Annotated in this window: 21 protein-coding genes and 2 tRNA genes; 11 read left to right on the forward strand and 12 right to left on the reverse strand. The window is 40.2% G+C overall.

Going from position 1 to position 25,459, the window contains the following annotated elements:
- Positions 1-52: 52 nt before the first annotated feature.
- Entirely contained in the window at positions 53-685 is a 633-nt protein-coding gene (locus V2H41_RS11870; protein ID WP_330975376.1) for a DUF4230 domain-containing protein, read from the reverse strand.
- A gap of 125 nt (positions 686-810) precedes the next feature.
- On the opposite strand from V2H41_RS11870, the gene V2H41_RS11875 reads away from it, so the two are divergent.
- From V2H41_RS11875 to V2H41_RS11895, 5 genes are all read left to right on the forward strand, one after another.
- Positions 811-2,553: a GMC family oxidoreductase gene (locus V2H41_RS11875; protein ID WP_330975377.1), complete on the forward strand. Its 1,743-nt coding sequence runs from the start codon at positions 811-813 to the stop codon at positions 2,551-2,553.
- 43 nt (positions 2,554-2,596) lie between these two features.
- The gene (locus V2H41_RS11880; protein WP_330975378.1) at positions 2,597-3,262 is read left to right on the forward strand and encodes a gluconate 2-dehydrogenase subunit 3 family protein; all 666 of its coding nucleotides are present in this window, start codon (positions 2,597-2,599) and stop codon (positions 3,260-3,262) included.
- Between the two features lie 286 nt (positions 3,263-3,548).
- Positions 3,549-5,573, forward strand: a complete 2,025-nt coding sequence (gene dnaG, locus V2H41_RS11885) for a DNA primase (RefSeq protein ID WP_330975379.1) — start codon at positions 3,549-3,551, stop codon at positions 5,571-5,573.
- Positions 5,574-5,734: 161 nt separating this feature from the next.
- Positions 5,735-6,097: a DUF1801 domain-containing protein gene (locus tag V2H41_RS11890; RefSeq protein ID WP_330975380.1), complete on the forward strand. Its 363-nt coding sequence runs from the start codon at positions 5,735-5,737 to the stop codon at positions 6,095-6,097.
- A gap of 230 nt (positions 6,098-6,327) precedes the next feature.
- The gene (locus tag V2H41_RS11895; RefSeq protein ID WP_330975381.1) at positions 6,328-6,627 is read left to right on the forward strand and encodes a hypothetical protein; all 300 of its coding nucleotides are present in this window, start codon (positions 6,328-6,330) and stop codon (positions 6,625-6,627) included.
- A 90-nt stretch (positions 6,628-6,717) separates the two neighbouring features.
- On the opposite strand, the gene V2H41_RS11900 is transcribed toward V2H41_RS11895, so the two are convergent.
- Positions 6,718-6,791, reverse strand: a tRNA-Arg gene (locus tag V2H41_RS11900).
- A gap of 20 nt (positions 6,792-6,811) precedes the next feature.
- Positions 6,812-6,964, reverse strand: a complete 153-nt coding sequence (locus V2H41_RS11905; protein ID WP_330975382.1) for a hypothetical protein — start codon at positions 6,962-6,964, stop codon at positions 6,812-6,814.
- Between the two features lie 48 nt (positions 6,965-7,012).
- Here V2H41_RS11905 and V2H41_RS11910 point away from each other — a divergent pair, with 48 nt between their 5' ends.
- From V2H41_RS11910 to V2H41_RS11925, 4 genes are all read left to right on the forward strand, one after another.
- Positions 7,013-8,029, forward strand: a complete 1,017-nt coding sequence (locus V2H41_RS11910) for a LacI family DNA-binding transcriptional regulator (protein WP_330975383.1) — start codon at positions 7,013-7,015, stop codon at positions 8,027-8,029.
- Between the two features lie 77 nt (positions 8,030-8,106).
- The gene (locus V2H41_RS11915) at positions 8,107-9,150 is read left to right on the forward strand and encodes a phosphotransferase enzyme family protein (protein WP_330975384.1); all 1,044 of its coding nucleotides are present in this window, start codon (positions 8,107-8,109) and stop codon (positions 9,148-9,150) included.
- Positions 9,151-9,246: 96 nt separating this feature from the next.
- Positions 9,247-9,320, forward strand: a tRNA-Pro gene (locus V2H41_RS11920).
- 357 nt (positions 9,321-9,677) lie between these two features.
- Complete coding sequence (locus V2H41_RS11925) at positions 9,678-10,073, forward strand: GreA/GreB family elongation factor (protein WP_330975385.1); 396 nt, start codon at positions 9,678-9,680, stop codon at positions 10,071-10,073.
- 27 nt (positions 10,074-10,100) lie between these two features.
- Here the strand turns inward: V2H41_RS11925 and V2H41_RS11930 are convergent, their stop codons facing one another.
- Complete coding sequence (locus tag V2H41_RS11930; RefSeq protein WP_330975386.1) at positions 10,101-12,176, reverse strand: CehA/McbA family metallohydrolase domain-containing protein; 2,076 nt, start codon at positions 12,174-12,176, stop codon at positions 10,101-10,103.
- A 229-nt stretch (positions 12,177-12,405) separates the two neighbouring features.
- Here V2H41_RS11930 and V2H41_RS11935 point away from each other — a divergent pair, with 229 nt between their 5' ends.
- Together V2H41_RS11935 and V2H41_RS11940 are read left to right on the forward strand one after the other, a co-directional pair.
- Positions 12,406-13,044 carry a deoxynucleoside kinase gene (locus V2H41_RS11935; RefSeq protein ID WP_330975387.1) on the forward strand — a complete coding sequence of 213 codons (639 nt, stop codon included), beginning with the start codon at positions 12,406-12,408 and terminating at the stop codon, positions 13,042-13,044.
- Between the two features lie 94 nt (positions 13,045-13,138).
- The gene (locus V2H41_RS11940) at positions 13,139-14,404 is read left to right on the forward strand and encodes an MFS transporter (protein ID WP_330975388.1); all 1,266 of its coding nucleotides are present in this window, start codon (positions 13,139-13,141) and stop codon (positions 14,402-14,404) included.
- A gap of 90 nt (positions 14,405-14,494) precedes the next feature.
- On the opposite strand, the gene V2H41_RS11945 is transcribed toward V2H41_RS11940, so the two are convergent.
- From V2H41_RS11945 to V2H41_RS11980, 8 genes are all read right to left on the reverse strand, one after another.
- Positions 14,495-15,649: a phosphoglycerate dehydrogenase gene (locus V2H41_RS11945; protein WP_330975389.1), complete on the reverse strand. Its 1,155-nt coding sequence runs from the start codon at positions 15,647-15,649 to the stop codon at positions 14,495-14,497.
- A gap of 29 nt (positions 15,650-15,678) precedes the next feature.
- A complete protein-coding gene (gene serC, locus V2H41_RS11950) occupies positions 15,679-16,761 on the reverse strand; it encodes a 3-phosphoserine/phosphohydroxythreonine transaminase (RefSeq protein ID WP_330975390.1) in 1,083 nt (360 codons plus the stop codon).
- A 171-nt stretch (positions 16,762-16,932) separates the two neighbouring features.
- Positions 16,933-17,310 (reverse strand): diacylglycerol kinase, encoded by a 378-nt coding sequence (locus V2H41_RS11955; protein ID WP_330975391.1) that lies wholly within the window; start codon positions 17,308-17,310, stop codon positions 16,933-16,935.
- A gap of 41 nt (positions 17,311-17,351) precedes the next feature.
- Complete coding sequence (locus V2H41_RS11960) at positions 17,352-17,855, reverse strand: YdeI/OmpD-associated family protein (RefSeq protein ID WP_330975392.1); 504 nt, start codon at positions 17,853-17,855, stop codon at positions 17,352-17,354.
- A gap of 53 nt (positions 17,856-17,908) precedes the next feature.
- Positions 17,909-19,039, reverse strand: a complete 1,131-nt coding sequence (locus V2H41_RS11965; protein ID WP_330975393.1) for an efflux RND transporter periplasmic adaptor subunit — start codon at positions 19,037-19,039, stop codon at positions 17,909-17,911.
- A 9-nt stretch (positions 19,040-19,048) separates the two neighbouring features.
- Positions 19,049-23,398 (reverse strand): CusA/CzcA family heavy metal efflux RND transporter, encoded by a 4,350-nt coding sequence (locus V2H41_RS11970; protein ID WP_330975394.1) that lies wholly within the window; start codon positions 23,396-23,398, stop codon positions 19,049-19,051.
- A gap of 106 nt (positions 23,399-23,504) precedes the next feature.
- The gene (locus tag V2H41_RS11975; RefSeq protein WP_330975395.1) at positions 23,505-23,885 is read right to left on the reverse strand and encodes a hypothetical protein; all 381 of its coding nucleotides are present in this window, start codon (positions 23,883-23,885) and stop codon (positions 23,505-23,507) included.
- Between the two features lie 242 nt (positions 23,886-24,127).
- Complete coding sequence (locus tag V2H41_RS11980) at positions 24,128-25,372, reverse strand: retropepsin-like aspartic protease (protein ID WP_330975396.1); 1,245 nt, start codon at positions 25,370-25,372, stop codon at positions 24,128-24,130.
- Positions 25,373-25,459: the final 87 nt, after the last annotated feature.

The following is a 25,459-nucleotide window of genomic DNA, read 5'->3' on the forward strand; positions in this document are numbered from 1 at the left end:
TGCATTAAGGGTTAAAATAAGTAAACACGATTATTGATTCTATAAATTTATTCTATTGTGGTGTTTGTTCAAGCACTTTACTCTTTATCTCATCGGAGAAAGATATATGCACCTTCATATTCAGCGGGGCGTAGTAGTCGTTGATTATCTTTCTGATTTTTTCTTTTGACTGCTCCCTGAAGGTAGTATTCTTTTCTAACTGTTCTCGAGTTTGCGCATATAATTTTTGCATCACCTTGTTGTATGCTTCTTCATTGTCGCTTTCGAAAAGTCCCTTGCGTGAAACAGCATTGGCTTTATCAAGGCGCAATTCATAACTCAACAACTTGGGATGAGGCAATACAATATATACCTGCTTATTTTCCTCTTCAATGGTGATTTTTTGATTATTTAGGTCGATACCATATTTGGCAACGTAAGGTACTGTAATGTTTACGGTGCGTTCAATAAATACCTTTTTTAAATAATCGGTAAGACTGCCGTCATCTGCAATATTCGTACTTTTAATACTGGCATTGCCCCTTACTTCAAGAGATGAGAGCTCAGCAATTTGCTGTATCAGTACGTTATTCATCACCATACTGTCAACAGTTTTACTGGCCCGTCCTTTTCCCATAAGAAAGGCAAGCACCGCAATAATAAGGATCAAAAAACCAACGAAAAACCATGAAGGTCTCGGGGCCATAAAACAATTATTTTTGTCAAAGTTTAATGATTAACTTTAGTTTGCCAAAAATTTGCAAAATAGATTTTGCAAATTTTGAAGTATTAATTTAATTTGTTTCCTTTATTTTAATAATTTATTGCCACATGCCGGATATACAGATCAAAAAACAGCAGAAAAAATACGATGTTGTTATCGTAGGTTCAGGTGCTGGCGGCGGTATGGCTGCATATGTACTTGCGAATGCAGGTTTAAGTGTATGCATGCTCGAAGCCGGCCCGATGTATGACCCTCAGAAAGAAATTTATCAGCTGAAAAAACCATGGGATTCACCTCGCCGAGGCAGAGCTACCAAATACAGACCCTTTGGTGACTTTGATGCCTGCTATGGCGGATGGGAAATTGAAGGAGAGCCTTATACCAAAGCTCCCGGAACAGAATGGGAATGGTTCCGCGCTCGTATGCTAGGCGGACGTACCAACCACTGGGGACGAATCTCCCTGCGTTTCGGTCCAAAAGACTTTAAGGGCTATAGCCATGATGGTGTAGGTGTTGACTGGCCCATCGGATATGAAGACGTAAAACCGTATTACGATAAAATCGATCGGTTGATCGGAATTTTCGGTAGTTATGAGAACTTGCCTAATGACCCGGACGGCATTTTTCTACCACCTCCTAAACCCAGGCTCCATGAGCTGTTTATAAAACAGGGCGCTCAGAAGGCCGGTATTCCTGTAATACCTTCACGTCTTTCCATCCTTACCAAAAAGATTAATGATGATAGAGGCGCCTGCTTCTTCTGTGCGCAATGTGGGCGAAACTGTAGTATTGCCAAAGCCGACTTCTCCTCCTCTAATGTATTAATCTATCCAGCCCTAAAAACAGGTAATCTAGACGTAATTGCCAACGCCATGGCGCGTGAAGTACTTACTAATGAAGAAGGCTTGGCTACCGGTGTGTCTTATGTAAATAAGGAAGATTTACTGGAATATCAGGTATATGGCCGCGTGGTAATTCTGGCAGCCAGTGCCTGTGAAACTGCAAGGCTATTACTCAACTCCAAATCACCACGTCATCCTAATGGCTTGGCCAATAGTAGCAACGTGGTAGGAAAATATCTCCAAGATAGTACCGGAGTTGCCGTAGGAGGATATCTGCCTCAGCTCTTCGGCAGAAAACGTTACAACGAAGATGGTGTTGGTGGGATGCACGTATATACCCCCTGGTGGCTCGATGGTAAAAAACTGGATTTCCCACGTGGTTACCACATCGAATACTGGGGAGGTTTCGGACAGCCCTCTTATGGCTTTGGTATGGGCATTCAAAATCTGAATGGAAAATATGAAGTAAACGGTAAAAAGAAAGAAGCCGGAGGATACGGTGCTTCTCTGAAGGAAGACCAACGTTACTTTTATGGTGCAAGTGTAGGAATGGGTGGACGCGGCGAAGCCATTGCCTTCGAACACAATTATTGCGAAATCGACCCCAATGTAGTGGATAAATACGGTATTCCGGTGTTGCGCTTCAATGTTAAACATAGCGAATATGAAATCAAACAAGCGAAACACATGACCGAGACCTTCTTGGAAATTATGCACAACATGGGAGCCGTTGTAACTTACGGAGCCGACAATGGACCACACAATAACTGGGGACTCGATAAACCCGGTTATATCATTCACGAAGCAGGTACAGCGCGTATGGGTAACGATCCCAAAACCTCAGTGCTCAATAAATGGAGCCAGGCTCATGACGTGAAAAACCTGTTCTGTGTAGATGGTAGCCAGTTCCCCTCACAAGCCAACAAGAACATTACTTGGACCATTTTGGCCCTGAGTATGAGAGCAAGTGAGTACATTATCGATGAAATGAAAAAACAAAATTTATAATTTAGTTCATAGCAAACCGTGAACTATAAAATAGACAGCTAAAATGAAACGTCGCGAATCACTTAAATATATTGCCGCAGGAGCCCTAGCTTCGGGCATGTTAGCTACAGGCTGTAAGCCTTCCGAAAAAAAGGAAGAAGTAGCCACCGGCGAAGTGAAATCCGGTATTCATCGCTATGAGGATGAACTTCGATACGAAGAATCGGTAGCTAAAATGCCAAAATTCTTCACCGACCACGAAATGGCAACCATTACCATTCTTGGCGACATTATCATTCCCAAAGATGATGTAAGTGGCAGTGCCAGCGATGCCGGTGTTCCCGATTTTATTGAATTCACCGTAAAAGATCAGCCCCGCTATCAAACTCCTATGCGTGGAGGCTTGCGTTGGCTGGATGTATATTGTCTTAAAAAATTCAATAAAACCTTTAAAGATTGTAGCGAAAAGGAACGCATAGAGGTGGTAGATCAGATTGCCTATCCCGAAAGAGCTAAAGATAAACCCGAACTGGCACAGGGTGTGGCCTTCTTCAACCTGATGCGAGACCTTACCTGTACAGGCTTCTACACTTCGGAAATTGGAGTGAAAGATCTGGGATATATGGGAAATCAACCCAATCAATGGAACGGTGTACCGGAAGACGTATTGAAGCAATACGGACTAGCTTATACCGAAAAAGAATTGAAAGAATGTTTAAGCTTTGACTAGAATCGATAGTCACATAAACCTCATAAAAAAACTGGTTAATGATTAGCCAGTTTTTTTTATTTTTTGGACATCAAACGTTTAATTATCAGACTATTACAAGAATTTTACAAAATTTAAAATAATATAAATAGCTTTATATTGTATTGCTCTATAACCAATTCATTATAATATACTTAAATCCACTATCGCTAATTAAATTTTATATAAAATTGGAGTCCTCATCGCTATTTTATTTATACGACTTTTTAAGTCGTAATACAATAATTCCTAACTAAATTTGCATGCATTGATTTCACAAAATACCATACAGGAAATTTTATCCCGCATCAATATTGTGGATGTGGTAGGAGAATTTGTGAAACTCAAAAAACGAGGCGTCAATTATCTGGGACTTTGTCCATTTCACAACGAAAAAACACCCTCATTTACCGTCTCTCCCACTAAAGAAATTTATAAATGCTTCGGCTGTGGTAAAAGCGGCAATGCCATCAGCTTCATCATGGAACATGAAAAATACAGCTATGCCGAAGCTCTAAAATGGTTAGCAGCCAAATATGGTATTGAGGTCGAAGAAACTTTTGTAAGCCAAGAGCAGAAAGATCTATACCAGACAGCTGATAGTTTATTCATTATCAACAACTTTGCCGAAAAGTTCTTCACTAATACTTTATTTAATACCGACGAGGGCCGTGATATTGGCTTAAGTTATTTCAAGGAAAGAGGATTTCGCGAAGCAACCATAGAAAAGTTCCGATTGGGATATGCTCCGGAGGCTCGTACCGCCTTTACAGATGAAGCCCTCAAGAATCAATTCAACAAGGAACTACTTTTAAAAACCGGCCTCATAGTAGAGCGCAACGGCTCCCTTCAGGATAATTATCGCGGTCGCGTCATCTTCCCTATTCACAACCAAAGCGGTAAGGTATTGGGTTTTGGAGCCCGCATACTTAAAGCCAATGACAAGGCCCCCAAATACATCAATACGCCGGAAAACGAGATTTACGTTAAAAGTAAAATCCTTTATGGATTCTATTTTGCGCGCCAGGCTATGGATAAGGCCGATGAATGTCTATTGGTGGAAGGTTATACCGACGTGATTTCGTTGCATCAGGCCGGAATTGAAAACGTAGTAGCTTCCGGTGGTACATCACTCACGCTCGACCAATTAAGGCTGATAAAAAAAATCACTAATAATCTCACCATTATTTACGACGGCGATAGTGCCGGTGTAAAAGCGGCCCTGCGCGGATTAGATCTAGCCTTGGAGGAAGGCTTGAATGTGAAACTGGTACTAATCCCCGATAATGAAGACCCTGATAGCTATGTAAACAAGGTAGGCGCCTCAGCCTTTATCGATTTTGTTCAAAAGAATAAAAAAGACTTTATCCTATTCCAGCTGGAACTGGCCCTTAAGGATATCGGCAACGATCCCGTTAAAAAATCGGAGCTCGTAAATAAAATCGCCGAATCCATTTCCCGTATTAATAAGGCGGAAGACTTTACCAAGCAACAGGATTATATCAAACAATCAGCAGATATACTGCATATCGACGAAGCAGGATTACATGCCCTGGTGAACAAATACATCCGCGACCGTTTGGCCGTACAGGAAAAGAAGGCTGCTACTACAGCACCTGACCCCACAGCCCTGGCTCAGGCCGAAGCCAGTAATTATGACGATGCCACTTTTGACTTGTTATTTAAAGACCAATTACAGGAAAAAGAGCTGGCCCGCGTATTGCTGGAACATGGGCATAAACCTTGGGACGAACAAACAAGAATAGCCGATTACATTTTTAATGAAATCGATGAGCTGGAGTTTGAAGATCAACAGGTGGCTAAGTTGATACAAGCTATAAAGGAACTATTGCAAACCCGCCCGGAACTGTTTAACGAAAAATATTTTATTTATCATTCAGATAAAGAGTTGAGTGCACTAGCCGTATCATTGCTCAATCATCCCTACGACGAAAGTCCACGGTGGGTAGAAATTGCAGGCGAAAATATGGGCTATCAGGACACCTTATTTCAACAAGACTTTGACAGCTTTGTACGCACGCTTGCACAAGGCAATCAAGAAGAATTAAACCGCTATAAGCTCATTTCGGAAGATCGCACAAAAGACAAAGTGATCTCCGCCCTGCAATATCTAAAGTTGAAAAAGATTAAGCGCATGTTGTTGCAAAACCAGCAGGATATGGAAGCTGATAAAACTTATGAGAAATTTCCTGAGCTGCACTTCATTCACAAGTCACTTAAAGATATGGAACGCAAAATCACAGAATCGTTGGGCACCGTGATATTGCAATAAGCTGCCTCATCATTTCTGTTAGGTACCCCCTCCTCCTAGCATACTACTGTATTTGCGACTCAAGAGGCTTTTGTATCTTTATATTCAATATAAACACCAGTTCTTTCAATGTGAAGTAGCTGTCCACAAACTTGCTCATTTAAATTGCAAAACTTCATCCTATGCCAGATATCGAAACATTCATTCAAGAAAAAATACTACCTCAATATCGGCCTATATTTTCTAAGTTTCGCAATTTAATTAAGGAAAAGTTCCCTTTGCTTAAAGAAGAAATGCGAGGTGGAACCGAAAAATATCATAGCGTTCCCGTTTACCGCTTAAAAAGAATTATCCTTACAGTGAGTCCAACCAAAAAAGGAATCACTTTTTCGTTTACTAATGGAAAGCTGTTCGAGGATAAATATGGATTATTGGAAGGTGTAGGAAATAAATCTTTAAACCTGCGCCTCTCTGACATCAGCGAATTTTCGGAAGAAGTATTTGAATATTACATCCAACAAGGAATTGAACTCGATAACCATTAATAGTGTATCATCAAGTATTGACGCTGATTACATAAAAACATAAATATCTGAGCAATAAATCCTCCCAAGCGACATTGTTATTACACTTCTGTAGTCTTACCCTATGGCTGGGAGGAGTTTTGAGTTGTTTGCCTCTCTTATTTCAGTCTTACATCAGCAATCATGAAGCTGCTTATACAACCTACTTACACACAAAGGGAACAGCATAGAACATTATCAGCTGAGGATGCATGGGAAATTTTGTAATCGGACTAGCATTGGTAGTACTAACCCCTTGGAGGTTGTTTAAGCATTGCTGGGTAATGAGTAACTTCCTTATCACTATTGCTCTTATACTCTTCGCAATGTTTCTTAACGCACATAGAATACTCGCCAATATGGAATTGCGAGCAACACAAGGCATCCCAGCATTAAAGTCGCCTACTTTTATGGGTAGCCCCAATACACTGAAAGTAGGTGTGATAGACCTCGCCGCAGGCTTTCTTTTTCTAATAAGTATTGCAGTGCATAAACCGGGAATGAAAAAATAGCACTGCGAAAATGGATAAATACCCTATTGATGGCAATGGTACTTATGAACAAAAAGCAGCTACATGTTTTGTAGCTGCTTGCCTTTTAAGTGACCCCGTCAGGATTCAAACCTGAAACCTTCTGATCCGTAGTCAGATGCTCTATTCAGTTGAGCTACGGGGCCGTTTCAAATGGACGGCAAAGTTAAGGATTTAGATATTTACCACCAAAGGATATTGAAAGATTTTTCCATAATTTTTTCAAAACCCAGGCAGAAAAAGGAATACAGAAACGCTCCTGTGGCTGTTCTTTTTCTCCATTCTTAAAGAAAGTGATGTTTAGGCACAAAGCTGTCATAATTTTAATATCTTTAAATTAACATTGCATGTATTGTCCGGGGAGATTATGAGCGATATACCAACAATAAAAGAAATAGCGAAACGCTTAAATGTTTCAGTTTCTACCGTATCCAGAGCATTGAATGACCACCCACGCATTGGGTTAAAAACGAAGCAGGCTGTAAAGGAATTGGCGCAGCAACTTAATTACGAGCCCAATCCCAAAGCCATCTTCTTTAAGCAAAAAAGGAGTTATGTAATTGGGGTAATACTCCCCCTTATTGCTGAAGATTTTTTTTCGAAGAGCATCAGTGCCATTGAAGATCTAGCAATGGAACATGGCTATACCATCCTATTCGGACAAAGTCATGACAGCATCAAAAAAGAAAAAACGGTGATAGAAGCAATGGTCAAACAGCGCATTGACGGGTTGCTCATATCGCTTTCAAAAGAAACCAATAAATACGACCATCTCACCGCATTAAAAAAATATAATATACCAGTAGTATATTTCGACAGAGTTCCTCCATTAGATAATGTAAACAAAGTTTATTGCAGTTTATTCGATGGAACTGCGGAGATGATAGACTGGCTCTTCAAACAAGGCCGAAAACGTATTGCACTTATCAACGGTCCCGATGAACTGGCAGCTAGTAAAGAACGCCTAAAGGGCTATATTGAAGGCATATCCAAACGAAAATTAAAAGTGGATATGCAGATGGTAGAAAAGACCGATCTTTCGGAACAAGGCACGCACGAAGCACTAAACAAGCTGCTGAGCCTAAAAAAAAGACCTGATGCCATAATTAGCTTTAACGACTATGTGCATTTGGATACCGTAAAATATGCGCAGGAAAAAGGCATATTAGTAAACAAAGATATCCTTTTTGCCAGCTATGCTAATATTTCTGTCAATAAATACACCGCTCATCCTCCCATAGTATCACTGGACCAATACCCTTATGAACAAGGTCGCTTGGCAATGAACATCCTTATTGATATTTTGGAAAAAAAGCAATCTGATGACACAGAAGAGACATCCTTCTTTCAAAAAGAACTTAAAGGCACTTTAGTATATAGTTAAAATACTACCTAAACAAACGTTTGCGCAAGTTTGGTATTCAGCTATCCCCTATCTTTATTTGAAATGTAATTGCTATTATGAAAATATTGGAGGACGTGCTAGCTCTTTATAAGCTCGACGCGAGGAATTTTCGTATAAACGCTATCGGAACAGGTCTGATTAATAATACGTGGGTTGTGGAAAATGACTCGGAGAAATATATTCTTCAAAAGATTAATAATGCCGTTTTTAAGGACCCTTTTTTAATTGCAGACAATATCGATAAGATAGAGCAGTTTCTTAAAACATCTAATAGGGAGTATTTTTTTATCCCTCTTATGAAGACAGCGACGGGCTTGTCTATGGTGCAAATAAATGACGACCTGTATTTTCGAATGTTCCCCTTCATCCCCGATAGCCATACCTTGGATGTAGTAGAAACACCCGACCAGGCATTTGAAGCAGCCAAACAATTTGGTCAGTTCACTAAAGTTTTGTCCGGCATCGACATCAACACCTTAAATATTACCTTACCCCATTTCCATGATCTTTCGCTTAGATATAATCAATTTATAGAGGCGCTTCAAAAAGGCAATACCGAACGCATTCGCGAAACATCAGCACTTATAGATACTTTAAAGAAACATGTTGGCATTGTAGAGGAGTATAATAATATCATACACAATCCGGGTTTTAAGCTGAGAGTGACACACCACGATACTAAAATTAGCAACGTATTGTTTGATAAACAGGGAAAAGGGATTTGCGTGATAGACCTCGATACCGTTATGCCCGGGTATTTTATAAGCGATATGGGTGATATGATGCGCACCTATTTGAGCCCGGTGAGCGAGGAAGAGTCCGATTTTAGTAAAATAGAAATTCGAGATGAGTTCTATAATGCCATTGTGGAAGGATATAATTATTACATGAATGATGAACTTACGGAGGTTGAAAAACGATACATGTTATACTCTGGTAAGTTCATGATATATATGCAGGCACTGCGTTTTCTTACCGATTATTTACTGGACGATGTGTATTATGGGGCTCGCTATGAGGGACATAATTATATCAGAGCCCAAAACCAAAGTATTTTGTTGCAAAAGCTCATCGAAAAAGAAACCCTAATTGCTTCCTGAAAATTTACTAGAAAAAGTAAACGAATACTTTGTTGTTTTATTGATTTTCTTTACCTTCGCCACCCGATTTGATACAGCAACGTATATTACGCTGTGCGGGGAGTAGCGCAGGCCGGTAGCGCACCTGGTTTGGGACCAGGGGGTCGCAGGTTCGAATCCTGTCTCCCCGACATTATAGAAGAATCGCGAGAACCCTTGTAGTATTACTACAAGGGTTTTTCTTTAGATTGCTGCCAACATGTTCCTTTCGCAGAATTAACATTCCCTATACAATAAGTTTGATAACTTGCTGAAAATGTCGGCAATAATTTCCATAGGTTCTACTAATAGTATCGCATCTGCGAACATGATTCCTTTTGCCGGTATGAAACTATACGTTTTTTCAAATCCAAAAGACTTTAATAGCTAAGCCCCCGAAACATAAAGTTTCGGGGGGATAAAAATGTTGCTTTGTCTGTACAGACAAGGCGTATTGGTGTGCACATACCCATTTACAACATTTTTATTAATCAAAAAATTAAAGTGCTATGGATAACAAATGGATACTTCTCGATGAAGATCACAAACTCATTACAAAAGCGCTAGAATCTGACCCTAAATTCAAATCGCTAAGCGAAGCAGACCAACAAAAAGTGCTAGATAGGCTTTCTGCTGCAACAGTCGTATCCGCTTACGATTTTCCTAATACCGTTTCACGTCTTTATGATACTATTACGCTAAGAGAGATACAAACTAGGAAAAATCTAACATTAAAATTAGTTCCACCGGAGGAAAGCAATGAAAATATCTACAGAATATCGGTTTTAACACCTTTGGGAATGCGGCTTATGGGTGTGCAAAAAGGTGATGGTATTTTCTGGACTACAGGCAAAAAACGAAGGCAATATGTGGTATTGAATATTACCAACGCAGTTTACGTATAAAAAAAGAGGGAGTTACTTCCCTCTTTTTTATTGCAACCAAATAGTTTGCGTAAAAGCACCATTTACTGCCGCATCCCATACCTCCAGTCGTATCCACTTCTTTCCGGCCAAATTCATAATACGGCGTATGGTAGTGTTACCAAAAGGTAGTGTATGACCTAAGTCGATTTTATGACGCTCCACCTTATTACCGTCTCCGGTAATAACTTCGGCAAAGTTTAGCGGAAATGTCCACTTTATATCAAATACTACTACAGCCCGAGACGGATTCTTTAACTGAATATGAGAACCAGATGAATGTTCATCAACAGTAAATCTTGGGATCAATACTTCGCCGGTAGTAGTAAAAAACCTGCCTTGTTCCATAGCATCTAACACAGGCTGCCAGCCATTTGTGAAATCGGGTATTGTATCCAACTGCAGATAATTAATATTCATATGAGCATACATCTCGTTTTCGGGCTCAATGGTAAACAGATCCGCTTCTCCTATCACTTTCTTATACTCCCCCCAATTATTCATGTCATCCATCAAGTCCAGTACGCGGCCATTGCCGAGTTTATCCTGCGATAAATCTGCAGGTAAAGCCTTCCAGGCAGCACCCATAAATCTATCAGATTTAAAAAATGCACTTTCCTTGTATTTATCAGGGAATCCGGTAGACCCTTTAGTACGCGGATGAGCCGTCCAAGCTAGCCCTTTTTCTTTTTGTAACAGCTGCAACATCTCCTCCGCATTTCCTATACGATATATTTTACCATATACCGGATGATTCGATTCCATGGGTAGCTCTGGCTTTCTTGACATAATCCAATATACCGGCTTAGGGAAAAGTGCCATCCAATGGCCACCTAAAAATTCGTTCGGTTCTTCGCCTGGCATGAGTAAGAAGTTTTTATCGGAATACTGTTTACACATATCAAACATGTATTTTAATTCCAACAGCCGAAGTTCATCGGGGCCTTTGGGATGGGCCGTATAGTGGAACTCGCCCAAATGCACGATATTTACTCCCATAGCATTAAATACTTTTTTAAAACTAGGAGTATCCGGCAAGGGTTTATTGGCCATAATCACCTTTACCACAAATTCGTTGTGAAAATGGCTCGCCATGGTTTTAAAACCAGGCAGTGCCACATAGGTGTCATTATTCGTCCATTTTTTCACATCTGCGAGTAGGGCTGCTGCGTCTTTATCAGAAATTTGACAAAAGAAATTCAGCCTTTGTTGGGTCTTAGGCGGCGCATTAAACCAAGGCACAAATCGATTGTCGCCCCGCAGGTCCTGTCGGATGCCAATCCCATAACCATTAAATACTTTTTGATAGTCGGAGCCATACCAGGTAAACTTGAGATTGAAAGCTTCATCAAGAGGATAGAAATACTGATGAGGAGCGGGGAACACCGCAATACTTCCCTCCTCATTACTTCCCATGATTGTACGATATTTCACAGCCTGACTTTTGGCAGTGTCTGACATCACACAAGCAATCTGCTGTATTTGATCATACACATCAGCGTAAGCAATTTGCTTCCATATCTGACTTTTGCTTGCAAGGCCGGCATCATAAATAATGGCAGTAGAATCTATCTCGGTGGCCATTACAGCCGCGATATTAAACAAAGAAGCATCATTATAGAGTGTAATTTCCAAGACGCCTTTAAAATCCGAAGCATGTGTTTCGCCTATTCTGATAATCGTCCTACTACCTTCTGAAATTACAGTGACATCCTTTTTATGTATCGTTACCTTATGCAATTGATGAGGCTTTAAATGCACCTTATCAAAAAAAATGTTCCAGGAGTTCTGCGAAATAAGATCTCTTTTTCCCACAGTCATCCAGAAAATTGGATCTACACCTCGCGCCACTTCATGTGCTAACTGCCCCTTCAGCAACTGCACACTTTTAAGTAATGGCTGTTCCTGATTGAGATCAAGAATTAATCGGCTATGATGATTGTTACCGGAAGGCCATGTTACGGATAGCAAATTATTTTTCGCAATAGCAAGTTTTACACCACTGCGTTTGTTAAACTGACTAGTGTTCACAGATATCTGTCCATAGCTACTCCAATGTACAAATCCGATTAATAAAGCAAGCAATACTGTTTTTTCATTTCAATATGGATAAATGGTTTACAGGAATTTATTTTTTAAATATTGATACTGTTTAAAGATAGGATGGTCCTCGGTGTTTTCATTACAAATTTGTCTCATTGATAAGAATAACGCTTAAGCAATTCTTCGTATTTTTCATTCAGCAACGCCCTTACACTATAGATTCAGTTTTTATCAATTTCCTGATTTTCTCTTAATTTGCCATCATATTAGTGTGCATATTTTGAAATACGAATTTATTACAATAGAAGGCAATATCGGTGCCGGCAAGACAACCCTAGCTACACTGCTCAGCAAGCATTACAATGCCCGGCTGGTACTGGAATCTTTTGCTGACAACCCTTTTCTCCCAAAATTCTATGAAAATCCTAAACAATATGCATTTCCGCTGGAACTCTTCTTTATGGCAGAACGCTACAAACAACTGCAAGAACTGTTAATACAGAAGAATATATTTCAGCAGATAACCATCAGCGATTACCTATTTACCAAATCACTTTTGTTTGCAAAAGTTACTTTATCAGAGGATGAATATAAGCTTTACCAGCGCATTTTTGAGATTGTTCAACAAAACCTCATTATGCCGCAACTATTAATTTATCTGCATGCGCCTGTAAGAAAGCTACAGCAGAACATTAAAAAACGACAGCGAGAATATGAACAAAATATACCAGACGATTATCTATTGAACGTACAAGAAGCTTATCTGCAATATATTCGACTACTCCACATTCCGGTATTGCTGGTAGATGCCTCCGAAGCTGATTTTTTGACTAACGAAAAACACTTACAGATCATCTACGATGCACTGGAACGCGAATACGAGCCTGGTATATATCCTATCTATTTGTAAGCTACAATAACGTATTATCCTTCTGCATCCTCATCACGCAACGAATAAAATTAGCGATCTATAAACAAATATTCGCATTACTTTTGCACATCTAATGGCAAATATAAACGTTCCTGAAGTTCAGATAACCAATGACCCTTTTGCGGCTGTTCGCATTCCCGAATATCGAAACCTTATGATTGGCCGCTTCACTTTTGTGATGGCTATGCGGATGATTACAACAGTGGTGGGTTGGTGGATTTATCAGCTCACTAAAGACCCCTTAGCCATCGGATTGATTGGCCTTTCCGAAGTAATTCCTGCCCTTTCACTGGCTTTATATTCAGGTCACAGGGTTGATATTAAAGATAAACGCAAACTTATCCTGCAAGGTATATCGGGGTACTTTATGGCCGCACTCGTATTATTCTCTCTTTCTACAGAAACCGTACAGGAATTTCTTCATACGCGTCATATCACATGGTTTATTTACGGGGTTTTCTTTTTTACCGGCATGTTGCGATCTTTTGTGGGGCCCTGCTTTACGGCCATGATCGCTACTATTGTCCCCAAAAATCTTTTACAGAATGCCACAACATGGAATCAGGGAATGTGGCTTTCTGCATCTGTAACTGGACATGCCGTAGGAGGATTTTTAATTGCTCTAGTAGGCATTAGCAATACACTTATTGTAATATGCGGCCTTATTAGCCTAAGTCTTATTTTTCTTTTCCAACTGAAACCCAAACCACCCTTGGTACAGCATGGCGCCGAAAAAGCGACCTGGGAAAGTATTAAAGAGGGACTGGCTTTTGTATTTCAGACAAAGGCCTTACTGGCTGCCATGGCATTGGACATGTTTGCCGTTCTGTTTGGAGGTGCTGTAGCGATGATTCCTGTATTTGCCAGTGATATCTTAAAAGTAGGACCCAAAGGTTTTGGATGGTTGAATGCCGCCACCGATATTGGTGCTATCATTATTGTGGTGATATTAACGTTATGGCCCATGAAGAAAGCGCAGGGAAAGAAAATGCTTTTGGCCGTAGCCGGCTTTGGTACTTGCATTATTCTGTTCGGATTATCGAAATGGTTCTGGCTATCTTTTGCTGTATTGGTACTAGCCGGCATCCTAGATGGCATCAGTGTGGTAGTGCGTGGTACGGTAATACAGTTACTGACCCCCGATCACATGCGAGGACGCGTGAGTAGTGTAAGCGGTATGTTTGTATTGAGCAGTAATGAGCTGGGACAGTTTGAAAGTGGTGTTATGTCACGACTATTAGGAGTGATTCCTTCAGTAATAGTGGGAGGCTGTATGACTGTGGCCGTAGTAATTACTACATGGTTTAAAGCTCCTTCACTACGAAAATTTGAATACTAAACTTCAAGATTATCCAATATATCCATTTAAAGAGCCGATGTATATTACATCGGCTCTTTTTTAAAAACAACTTTAATATACGATACAATCTTAGATCACACGCACACGCAATACCCCCTCAATAGCTTTGATTCTGGCCAAACTATCATCAGTTGCTTTATTTTCCAGATCAATGATGGTATAAGCGTAGTCCCCACGACTATTATTAATCATATGCTCGATATTCAACTTTGCATCTGCTAGAGCAGTAGAAATCTGTCCCACCATGTTAGGAACGTTTCTATGCGCAATGGTGATGCGTTGCACACCTGACATCGGCATTTCACAATTAGGGAAATTCACCGAATTTTTAATATTTCCGGTTTCCAGATAAAGCTTTGTTTGCTTAGCGGCCATTTCGGCACAGTTATCTTCCGACTCAGGAGTAGAAGCACCTAGGTGAGGAATGGTAATCACACCAGGTTTATTAATCAATTTTTCGTTGGGGAAGTCGGTAACATATGTACTCACCTTTCCGCTTTCGATGGCAGCCAAGACATCCTCATCCACTACCAGTTCACCGCGGGACAGGTTGATAATGCGTACGCCGTCTTTCATCTGAGCAAAGGCAGCCGCATTCAGTGTGCCTTTTGTTTTCTCGTTGTACGGCATATGCAGGGTAATATAATCTGCTTGCTCAAATATAGTTTTTAGGTCAGGAGCCTTTTTCACTCCTCTGGACAGTCCCCATGCAGCATCAATAGAGATGTAGGGGTCGTATCCCAGCACCTCCATACCTAAATTTACTGCAGCATTGGAAATAAGTACTCCAATCGCACCCAATCCGATAACCCCCAGTACTTTTCCTTCAATTTCCGGCCCTACAAACTGAGCTTTTCCTTTCTCTACTTCTTTAGCTACGTTCTCAGTAAGAGAATTGGCCCAGTTGATGCCGTCTACAATTTTTCTAGAAGAAATCAGCATAGCCGCAATAGCCAGTTCCTTTACAGCATTGGCATTGGCACCAGGTGTATTAAACACCACAATACCTTTTTCGGCACATTTATCAATAGGAATATTATTTACACCTGCTCCGGCACGGGCAATACTCAATAAGGATTCTGGGAACTCCACTTCATGCAAAGACGCGCTTCTTACCAGAATCGCATCCGGATTAGCAGCATTGTCATCTAATACATATCCTTCCCCAAATTTACTGAGGCCTTTGGGAGAGATTTTATTTAAAGTTTTTATGGTATAGCTCATTCTCTTGTATGTTGATTAGTCGTTAAAGATTATTTATTCTCCATTTCAAATTTCTTCATGAATTCCACCAGCTTCTGTACTGCTTCCAGCGGGGTAGCATTATAAATGCTGGCGCGCATACCCCCTACGCTACGGTGTCCTTTCAGTTGTACAAATCCGGCAGCTGTAGCTTCTTTAATAAACTTAGCATCCAACTCTTCATTACCGGTAACGAAAGGAATATTCATGATAGAACGATCTTTACCTTTTACAGTACTCTTAAAGAGCGAAGACTCGTCTAGGAAATTATAAAGTGTGTTGGCTTTTTCATTATTGATTTTTTCCAATGCTTCAACACCTCCCTGTTCTTTTACCCATTGCAATACTAGGCCCATGATATAAATTCCAAATGTGGGCGGGGTATTGTACATACCATCACTATCAATATGCACTTTATAGTTGAACATGGTAGGTGTGAATTCCATAGCATTTCCTACTAGGTCTTCCCTTACGATTACCACAGTCACACCTGCAGGTCCCAGATTTTTCTGAGCTCCGGCATAAATAAGGCCGAACTTGGAAACATCATATGGTTTAGACAAAATATCAGAAGACATATCTGCTACCAACGGAACATTGCCGGTATCCGGTAAGGTGGCATAACGAGTTCCATAAATAGTGTTGTTGGTAGTAATATGGAAATAATCCGCATCCTTATCAAATTTAGAAGGATCCAGCTCAGGAATATAGCTGAAGGTTTTATCTTCTGAAGAAGCTACCACGTTTATTGTACCATAACGCTTTGCCTCCTTAATAGCTTTTGTAGACCAAGTACCTGTGTTTACATAATCCGCTTTTTTATTTTTATTCATCAAGTTCAGCGGTACCATCGCAAACTGCGATGAAGCGCCCCCTTGTAGAAATAATATCTTGTAATTGTCCGGCACACGCATCAATTCTCTCAATAAACTTTCTGCCGACTCAAAAATGGCTATAAAGTCCTTCGAGCGATGGCTCAATTCCATTACGCTCATACCACTTGTACCATAGCACAGCAACTCGCTTTGTGCTTTCTTTAAAACCTCTTCCGGAAGAGCAGAAGGGCCGGCTGAAAAATTGTAAACTCTTTGCATTGCCAATTGATTATTGTTTAAAATTGTGAGGCGCAAATTTAAACTTATCTAACCTAATTACCATCCTGTTCCGTTAGTTTTTAAAAATTATGCACATTTAATTAATAAAACTAACAGTTGTTATTGCCTCAATTGCTAATCGTATTGAAAATTACATGAATAGATAGTTCCCTAAGACAGAAATGAAAAGATTCTGGGCAGGAAGATGATAAGACCACAAATAAAAGCTGTAATGGCCGCTAATAGTACTGCAGCAGCGGATAAATCTTTTATCAACTTAATTTGCTCATCCAGAGAAGGTGCTATCTTATCACATAGTTTTTCAATGGCTGTATTAACCAGCTCTGCCACAAGCACTAATCCAATGCAAATAATAATTAGGGCAAATTCAACACGGGAAAGCGATACGACAAACGACAGTATCATTGCTGCAACCGTCGCTATTAAATGAAAACGCAGATTTTGTTCAGAGCGTAGAGCTGTTTTAAGTCCGGCCCATGCATAGCACAAACTCTTCCTAAACCTGGATATGGAAAAACGGCTGCTCATACATACAAACCTACATCAATCTTCTCTTTCTAATTATTTTTCTAAGAGCGAATTGGCTCGCGGCCTATAAATTTGTTCTTACCGGTTAAGAACCCGATGGCTTTTTCAATATTAGCTTGTGCACTCGTTTCGGTTTTCAGATTAGCAATATATCGTACTATTTCCTTCTGTAGAGAAGGGGGAAGCTGCTCAAATACCTGTTTAGCCTTTTTGTGCTGATTCAGTGCTCTGATAAAATCGGGATGGGGTGCAATAGTACGCGGTTCAGGGTCATACTCGACAAAAAGTTCCACCGCCTCCCCTACACGTCGTGGAGAGTCTTTGAGCATAACATTGTTAACATAAAGCCGCCAAGCACCCTTAAACTTAACCAGTGTTTGCCGGAAAGGTTTCCCATTGATGGTTCCTCTTATAAGAATAGGTCCTTTCTCTTTCTGCGCTTGACGAAAAACACCTTCCCAAACCGGCTCCGGAAGAGAAACAAAGGGATTAATCCCTATAATATCAATTACTGCTGTAAAAGTTGCCTTTTTGATACTTTTCATTTAAAAGTGAAATTAGGGAAAGTATACATTATCCCCATCGAAATTCAATCATTTTAGTCCTCACTTTTATTCTTCAAGGCCATGAGCAAATTATAAGCTCCTTTTATTACAAAAGATTGATTTGCTAGCTGATCTGGTATACTCACGGCAGTATACGCTTCCTCCTCACTACCTGTCGCAACTTCTATCATTTCAAAAGCATAATTTCCCTTTGATATAAAAACGTATTGTTTATTTCCATAGCGCACCACTGCATCGCTGGGCAGCACCGTAGCGTTTTGAGCGTTCAATTCAATTTCAGCATTCATAAACATGCCGGGCAATAGCGATTTATCGTACCGATCGAAATGACAATGCACCTCTACAGCATTTTGTTCCGATAGATTTCGACTAATTAGAATTATATCGCAGTCATATCTTTTTTCCGGATGCGTATTGGTATAAGCTACCAGCTTTTGACCAATAAAAAGTTTATCCACATCCTTTTCGAACACGGTAAGCGCGAGATGAATATCATCAGGATTGATTAATTCAAAAAGCACATCGTTCGGATTTACATACTTGCCAATATTCACATTCACAGCTGACACATATCCTGAAATAGGTGCATAAATTCTGATGCTTTTAGAAATATTATCTGCAGTAAGCGTATTCGGGTTAATACCAATCAGCCTTAATTTTTCTTCAGCAGCCTTAGCAGCAATCAATTGCGACTCATAATTAGCCTTAGCTTGTTCATATACCTTATCGCTACTGGCTTTACTCTCATTCAACTCTTTCTGGCGATTGTATTCATTTTTGTTTAGCGCCAGTTGCGCCTTCAATGTTAGATAATCCTGTTGCAACTGTATGTACTGAACATCCTCTAATACTGCCAACACATCACCTTTGTTGACATGCATCCCCGGTAATAAGTTAGAGTGCTTGAGGTAGCCGCCCATCGGCACACTTACCGATACTAGGCTTTGTGGCGGAACATCAATCTTACCGCTCACCTTCAGCAAGGACGAAATACTTTTCTGCATCAGCGATCCGGTATCAATCCCTGCATTCTTATATTGCTCCGGAGTAAGCACCACCATATTTTCCTCAGCAGGCTCATTGGGAATATCAGCTTCCTGTTTTTTTTCACTACAGGATAATAAAAACAATACGATGGGTATAAATAAAAAATTCCTTTTCATCTTATCGTGCTACTGATTAATGTAATAATAAAGTTCGGCTAATGCCAGATTTCGGTTTTTAATGGTTTCAACATAATTGATCTGAATTTCTGTTGCCTGATTTAGTAACAGCACATATTCCAGATAATTAATCTCTCCATTTGAAAACTGCTTGTTAGCTGTTTCAACTATAGTTTCGGCATGCTTCAATGCAGTGCGCTCATAATATGCCACCATTTCTTCCTGTCTTTTATACTGCTCTAAAGCAGACCTATAGCCACTCTCCAGATTTTGCAGTTGCACCTCATACTGAGTAGCTGCAATTTTTTCATTGATCGCGGAAGCCCTTATTCGGGCTTTTTGACCGCCATTAAACAAAGGGATTCCCAGTCCTATCTGCCCCGAATGAAAACGCAATGCTCCGGAATACCATTTATCATCAGCACCATTCCCTTTCATCCCTATTAAGAAGTAACCCAAAGTAAGTTCAGGTAATAATTTGGATCGCTCGAGCTTAGTAGTTGCCTCAGCCAATTCTTTTTGCTGCTGCCAATAACGCACTTCAGGATGCATCGGCAAGTGTCCCACCTCATAGGCGAGCAATCGAGGAAGAGCAGTGTTTGCTTCAGTTGGCACAAAAGGGGTTGTGGTATTGAGCAACAGTTGAAATTGTAGCTGTACTACTGCCACATCTTGTTCCAGCTGTTTTAATTGTAAAGCAATTTGTCCGCGCTGATTTTCGGCGGTGGTTTTTTCGAGCACATTACTCTCACCGGCCTTAAACCGAAGGGCAGCTTTATTCATGAACTCACTAAAGATGCTATCATTTTTGAGAAGTAAGCTTTTCTTTTGCCGTAGATAAAGTAACGTAAAAAACACTTGTGTAACGTGTTTTTTCAGCTGCGCTTCCTGTATACCCACATGAAGTACACTACTTTTCCATTCCTCATTCAGTACTTCCTTTTGTCTAGAATATACCGTAGGGAAATTAATTGTCTGCGATATACCCAGTTTAGCGTCTGTATAAATACTATTCATTTGGCCATACTCTCCTACCAGATTTGTAGCGGGTATATTTGCTCCGGACTTAATTAATTGCTGATGATACTCCCTTTTCAACCGCTCATTCTTTACAGTGAGATTATTGGCCAAAGCTGTATCTATGGCCTGTTGCAGCGTAATGGGCACCTGAGCTTGCGTTACAAAACACAGTAATAATACAAATACAAATACAACTGCAATCCCTTTCTTTCCTTTTAAGCGAAATGCTTTCTGATGTGTCATGATATACAAAATGGGTAATACAAATAATGTGAGAAAAGTAGCTATGAGTAAGCCTCCAATAACCACTGTAGCTAGTGGTCTTTGCACTTCAGCCCCCTCTCCCGTACTTATGGCCATGGGTAAAAAACCTAAAGATGCCACAGTGGCTGTCATCAACACGGGACGCAAACGAATTTTCGTTCCCTGTACTACAATACGCTTCAGGTCTTTATAACCTTCCGCTCTAAGACGATTAAACTCTGCTATAAGCACGATACCATTGAGCACCGCCACACCAAACAATGCAATAAATCCTACGCCGGCACTAATGCTGAACGGAATACCGCGTATTGCCAGAGCCAGGATACCTCCAATTGCCGACAACGGTATGGCCGTATATATTAACAATCCCTGCTTTACAGAATGAAAGGCAAAGAATAGTAAGAGAAAAATCAATGCCAGCGCTACCGGCACTGCAATCAGTAATCGAGCTTTGGCTTCTACTAGGTTTTCAAAAGCACCACCATAAGTAACATAATATCCAGAGGGGAATTTCACTTGCTGCTGCACTTTTTCCTGTAGTTCATGCACGACACTTTGCACATCACGACCGCGCACGTTAAACCCTACAATAATTCTGCGCTGTGAGTTTTCTCTCTGAATCTGATTAGGACCTTCCTCAATTTGTACATTCGCTACGGCACTCAAGGGAATTTGTGTTCCCTGTGGTGTAGGAATTAAAAGTTGCTGTACATCCGACAAATTTCTACGTCGTTCATTTTTTAGCCGCACTACTAAATCAAAACGTTTTTCACCTTCGTATACCACCCCACTGATCTGGCCCGCAAACGCGGCATTGATAATACTATTAATGTCATTCACATTTAAACCATATCGGGCGATGGCTGCACGATTATAGCGCACGGTAATCTGCGGTAAGCCTGAAACAGACTCTACATACACGCCTGAACTTCCTTCTACGCTATTACAGATTCTTCCAAGTATATTGGCATAATAGGCTAGCGTATCTAGATTTTCTCCGAATATTTTACACACCACATCCTGTCGGGCTCCGGATATGAGCTCATTAAATCGCATTGCCACAGGATACTGAAAACTGAAAGTAACACCGGGTATCACTTCCAGTGCTTGACTCATCTTGGCTTCCAATTCATGATACGTACGTGCAGATGTCCATTCTTTTCGATTTTTTAGCACAATTATCATATCCGAAACATCGATGGGCAATGGCTCGGAGGGCACTTCGCTAGTTCCTGTTTTCGCAACCACACGCTGCACCTCCGGAAACTCTTTCAATAAAATACGAGAGGCTTTGGAAACTGCGTCGATGGAGGTTTCCAAATTACTTCCCGGTAGTACTCTGGTTTCAACTGCATAATCCCCCTCAGGTATTGAAGGAATAAACTCACCACCGAAACGCGACATTACCCATAACGCGAAAAGAAATAAAGCCAACACCGTAACTAATACCTGGCGCTGAAAACGCAATACTTTAATGAGGTATTTTTGATAAAAGCGCTCAAGGCGGTTCATGAAGCGATCAGCGAACGTGGGCTGATTTGAAATCTTTTTGCTCAATACCAAAGCACTCATCATAGGAATATATGTGAGCGATAACACAAAGGCACCCAGTAAGGCAAAAGCAACTGTCTGCGCCATAGGCTTGAACATTTTGCCTTCAATGCCCTGCAATGTAAATATGGGTAGATACACAATCAGAATAATCATTTGCCCAAATACAGCACTGTTCATCATTCTAGAAGCGGAATAGCCAACTTCCTGATCCATTTCTACTTGAGATAATCGGGCAATATTTCTGAATCGGTTACTATGCGATAAACGATGCATTACCGCTTCTACAATAATCACAGCCCCATCTACGATTAATCCAAAGTCTAATGCGCCAAGACTCATCAAATTTCCACTCACACCAAAAAGATTCATGAGAATGATGGCAAAAAGCATGGACAGTGGGATCACAGATGCTACCAGTAGGCCTGCTCGCAGATTACCCAAAAACAGCACTAACACAAATACGACAATTAATGCGCCTTCCATCAGATTTTGGCTAACAGTACTGATAGCGTTATTCACCATTTTAGTGCGGTCGATAAAAGGCTCTATAGTTACACCTTCGGGTAATGTTTTCTTAATTTCCTCAATGCGCTCTTTTACGTTTCTGATAACCTCATTACTATTCGCTCCTTTCAGCATCAATACCAGAGCGCCCGACACTTGTTGTTCGCCATTATAGGTAAGCGCACCGTAGCGGGTAGCATTCCCAAATCTTACTTCCGCCACATCTCTTATTAAGAGTGGAAGGCCATCAGGCAAATTCTTAACAACGATATTTTCAATATCATGGATACTGCCCACCAACCCTTCACTTCTTATAAATAAAGCTGTGGGGCCTTTTTCGATATAAGAACCTCCCGTATTCTGATTATTTCTTTCAAGGGCTTCAAATACGTCCGCAATGGAAATCCGGTAAGCAAACAGCTTCTCGGGCTCTACAGCTATTTCATATTGCTTTAGCAAACCGCCAAAACTGCTCACATCAGCCACTCCTTTTACTCCCAACAGCTGTTTACGTACAATCCAATCCTGGATGGTACGTAATTCCATAGCACTGTATTTTTTTTCATACCCCTTTTCAGGACGAACTACATATTGATAAATTTCACCCAATCCAGTAGTAATAGGCGCCAGAAAGGGCGATCCAAAACCTTTGGGCAATTCTTCCTGAACTTGTTGCAAACGCTCAGCAATCTGTTGTCGCGCCCAATATACATCCACATCATCTTCAAACACCAGCGTAATTACCGACAAGCCAAAGCTGGAATAACTACGCAGTTCTTTTAGATAGGGTATATTACTGTTGGCCTGCTCGATGGGAAAAGTAATCAGTCGCTCTACATCAGTAGCCCCTAATGCCGGTGCTACCGTAATCACCTGCACCTGATTATTGGTAATATCCGGAACCGCATCAATAGGCAGCCGCCTTAATTCATAAATACCAAAGCCAACGAGAGCAATTATAAAAATTCCAATAATTAGCTTGTTCTTGATAGAAAAATTAATAATCCGATTCAACATTGCCTTTCCGAGTTAATCATTGAAAAATCTCATCATGTGAAAATATCCACATAATCAAACAGAAAAGCTGCACGCTTTTCTTCAAAAGAAATGAGGGAATGATTAACTAGATACGGGGAGGTTGCCAAATGCGGCTCAGATAAGAATTGGAATAATCATCCTTATCATGGATTGGTGTTTTAGTATCAACACCCTCCACTATAATTTCGGATAAATATAGACATTGAGGTAACACATCCGTTACTACATGAGACGTGTTAAAGTCTCCTGACTTAAATGGAAGTTTTTGATGATCCCCATGCTGATCATCGGGATGTTCAATCTGTCCTGAGTAATGTGCTGCCAGAAACTCGGCAAAAGTATAATTATCCCACTCTACATGCTCCAAATAATGATGAAATAGAGTTGGCAACCGCAATAATTGCCCAAAAGCTGTATTGGCAGTAAGAAAAATCCCTAAAAGCAATATTGCGATTACTTTCTTCACACTGTAAAAGTAAAAAAATCTTGAGGATAATACCTAAAAATAGTATTATTTCTGATTTTAACAAAAGGATTAAGCGCTGCCCTAGCATAGCATACTACATCTGTTCCTAACGAAATTATTTTACTAGTCGGCGTTAATAGGAATATATTCTACTTTCATTTAACGATGTTTTATAAAACAACAACCTATCCATTTTTAAACCGGATTCCAGTAATCGCCACAACCTCATTATTTATGACGAACTAGTTCAGCTTGATAAACATCTTATCAAAGTTGAGAATGAGTACACCAAACTGATTGATAACATCCTGCCCTATGTTTCCATATACATTTTCTTCGTCATTAATTGGTTCTTTAACTACTTTCACTTTGTCAAGATGAGCCTTCTTATCCAATATGGTAAATGTATAAGGAATAGAAAAACCTGAAAAAGTTTTAACCCCGGCAGCCCCACCCAATGAGAAGTCCTGAGGTTGATATTTCCCATCAATATCCTCTCGATGTGCTTTGTAAAACTTACTGTACAACATACTTTCATCGGCTCCACTATCGAATGTAAAATGCATACCATTGATATGAATCATAGGCTTTAACCCATCCAGTGCCATGTTAGATGAGGCGGTGTAAACAGTTTCTTTTTCGGGAATAAAAAAATACTGATCGCGAGTAATATGAATTTCTTTAAAAGCATTCATCACAGGAAATCCTATTATTCCATTGATCCTATAATCGATAGGCTGAAAATACAATGCTTCATCCGGCAATACTAGAAAAACAACATTCTTTAATTCAATTGCTCCAATATATAACGAAGGGCAAACAGCCAGATCAGCAAGAATCTTTTCTCCGGTTATCGTACCCACTTCTATATTCGCCGGGATCAGCTGCATACGCAACTTTTTCGCAGTTGAAACAGTAACAGTAGAAATATTTGCTCCGGTGTCAAAAACAAAATCAACACTGTCCTGTTGATGATGAGCCACCAAATTCTTCAAACCCGCCTTATCAATTTTCAATTGCATACGGGTAGTAGCCGGTATATTAACAACCTGCTTGGGAACATCTTTTAGTTTAGTCCAGATAAGATGACTATTTTTTAAATCATTCTGTTCCTGAGATTCCAGTAATGTAGTGTACCGTTCTAATATCGTTTCAATAGCTTTCGCTGCCTTTTCATACTCAAACAGTTTCACAAAATTATCCGACCGGGTACGATACAACAGAAGAGCTATCGAATCAGGAACCGAAGTCGGTGTAGCAAGTAAAGCGTCAATCATCACATTAGATTGAGCTGGTTTATTGAAAGCATTATGCAAAACTGCTTCAATATACTGTCGCTCCTGGCGGGTATAACTATTCTTCTGAGCCTCGTAAATTTCTTTTGCTAGAAAAAAATGCTTCGATTTAAGTGCTGTAAAAATATCGGTTTGCGTTTGTGCTCCTACTTGAATACTAATAAAAGAAAGTAGGATGAAGATAAGCCCCATATGATTAATATTAATTTCAACTAAAAATGCAATAAGGCTCAAAATAAGGAGAATTGACTATACTTTTTAATATCGAAGCCTTATCAA

This window comes from Niabella digestorum (assembly GCF_036409055.1).
GTDB lineage: Bacteria > Bacteroidota > Bacteroidia > Chitinophagales > Chitinophagaceae > Niabella > Niabella composti.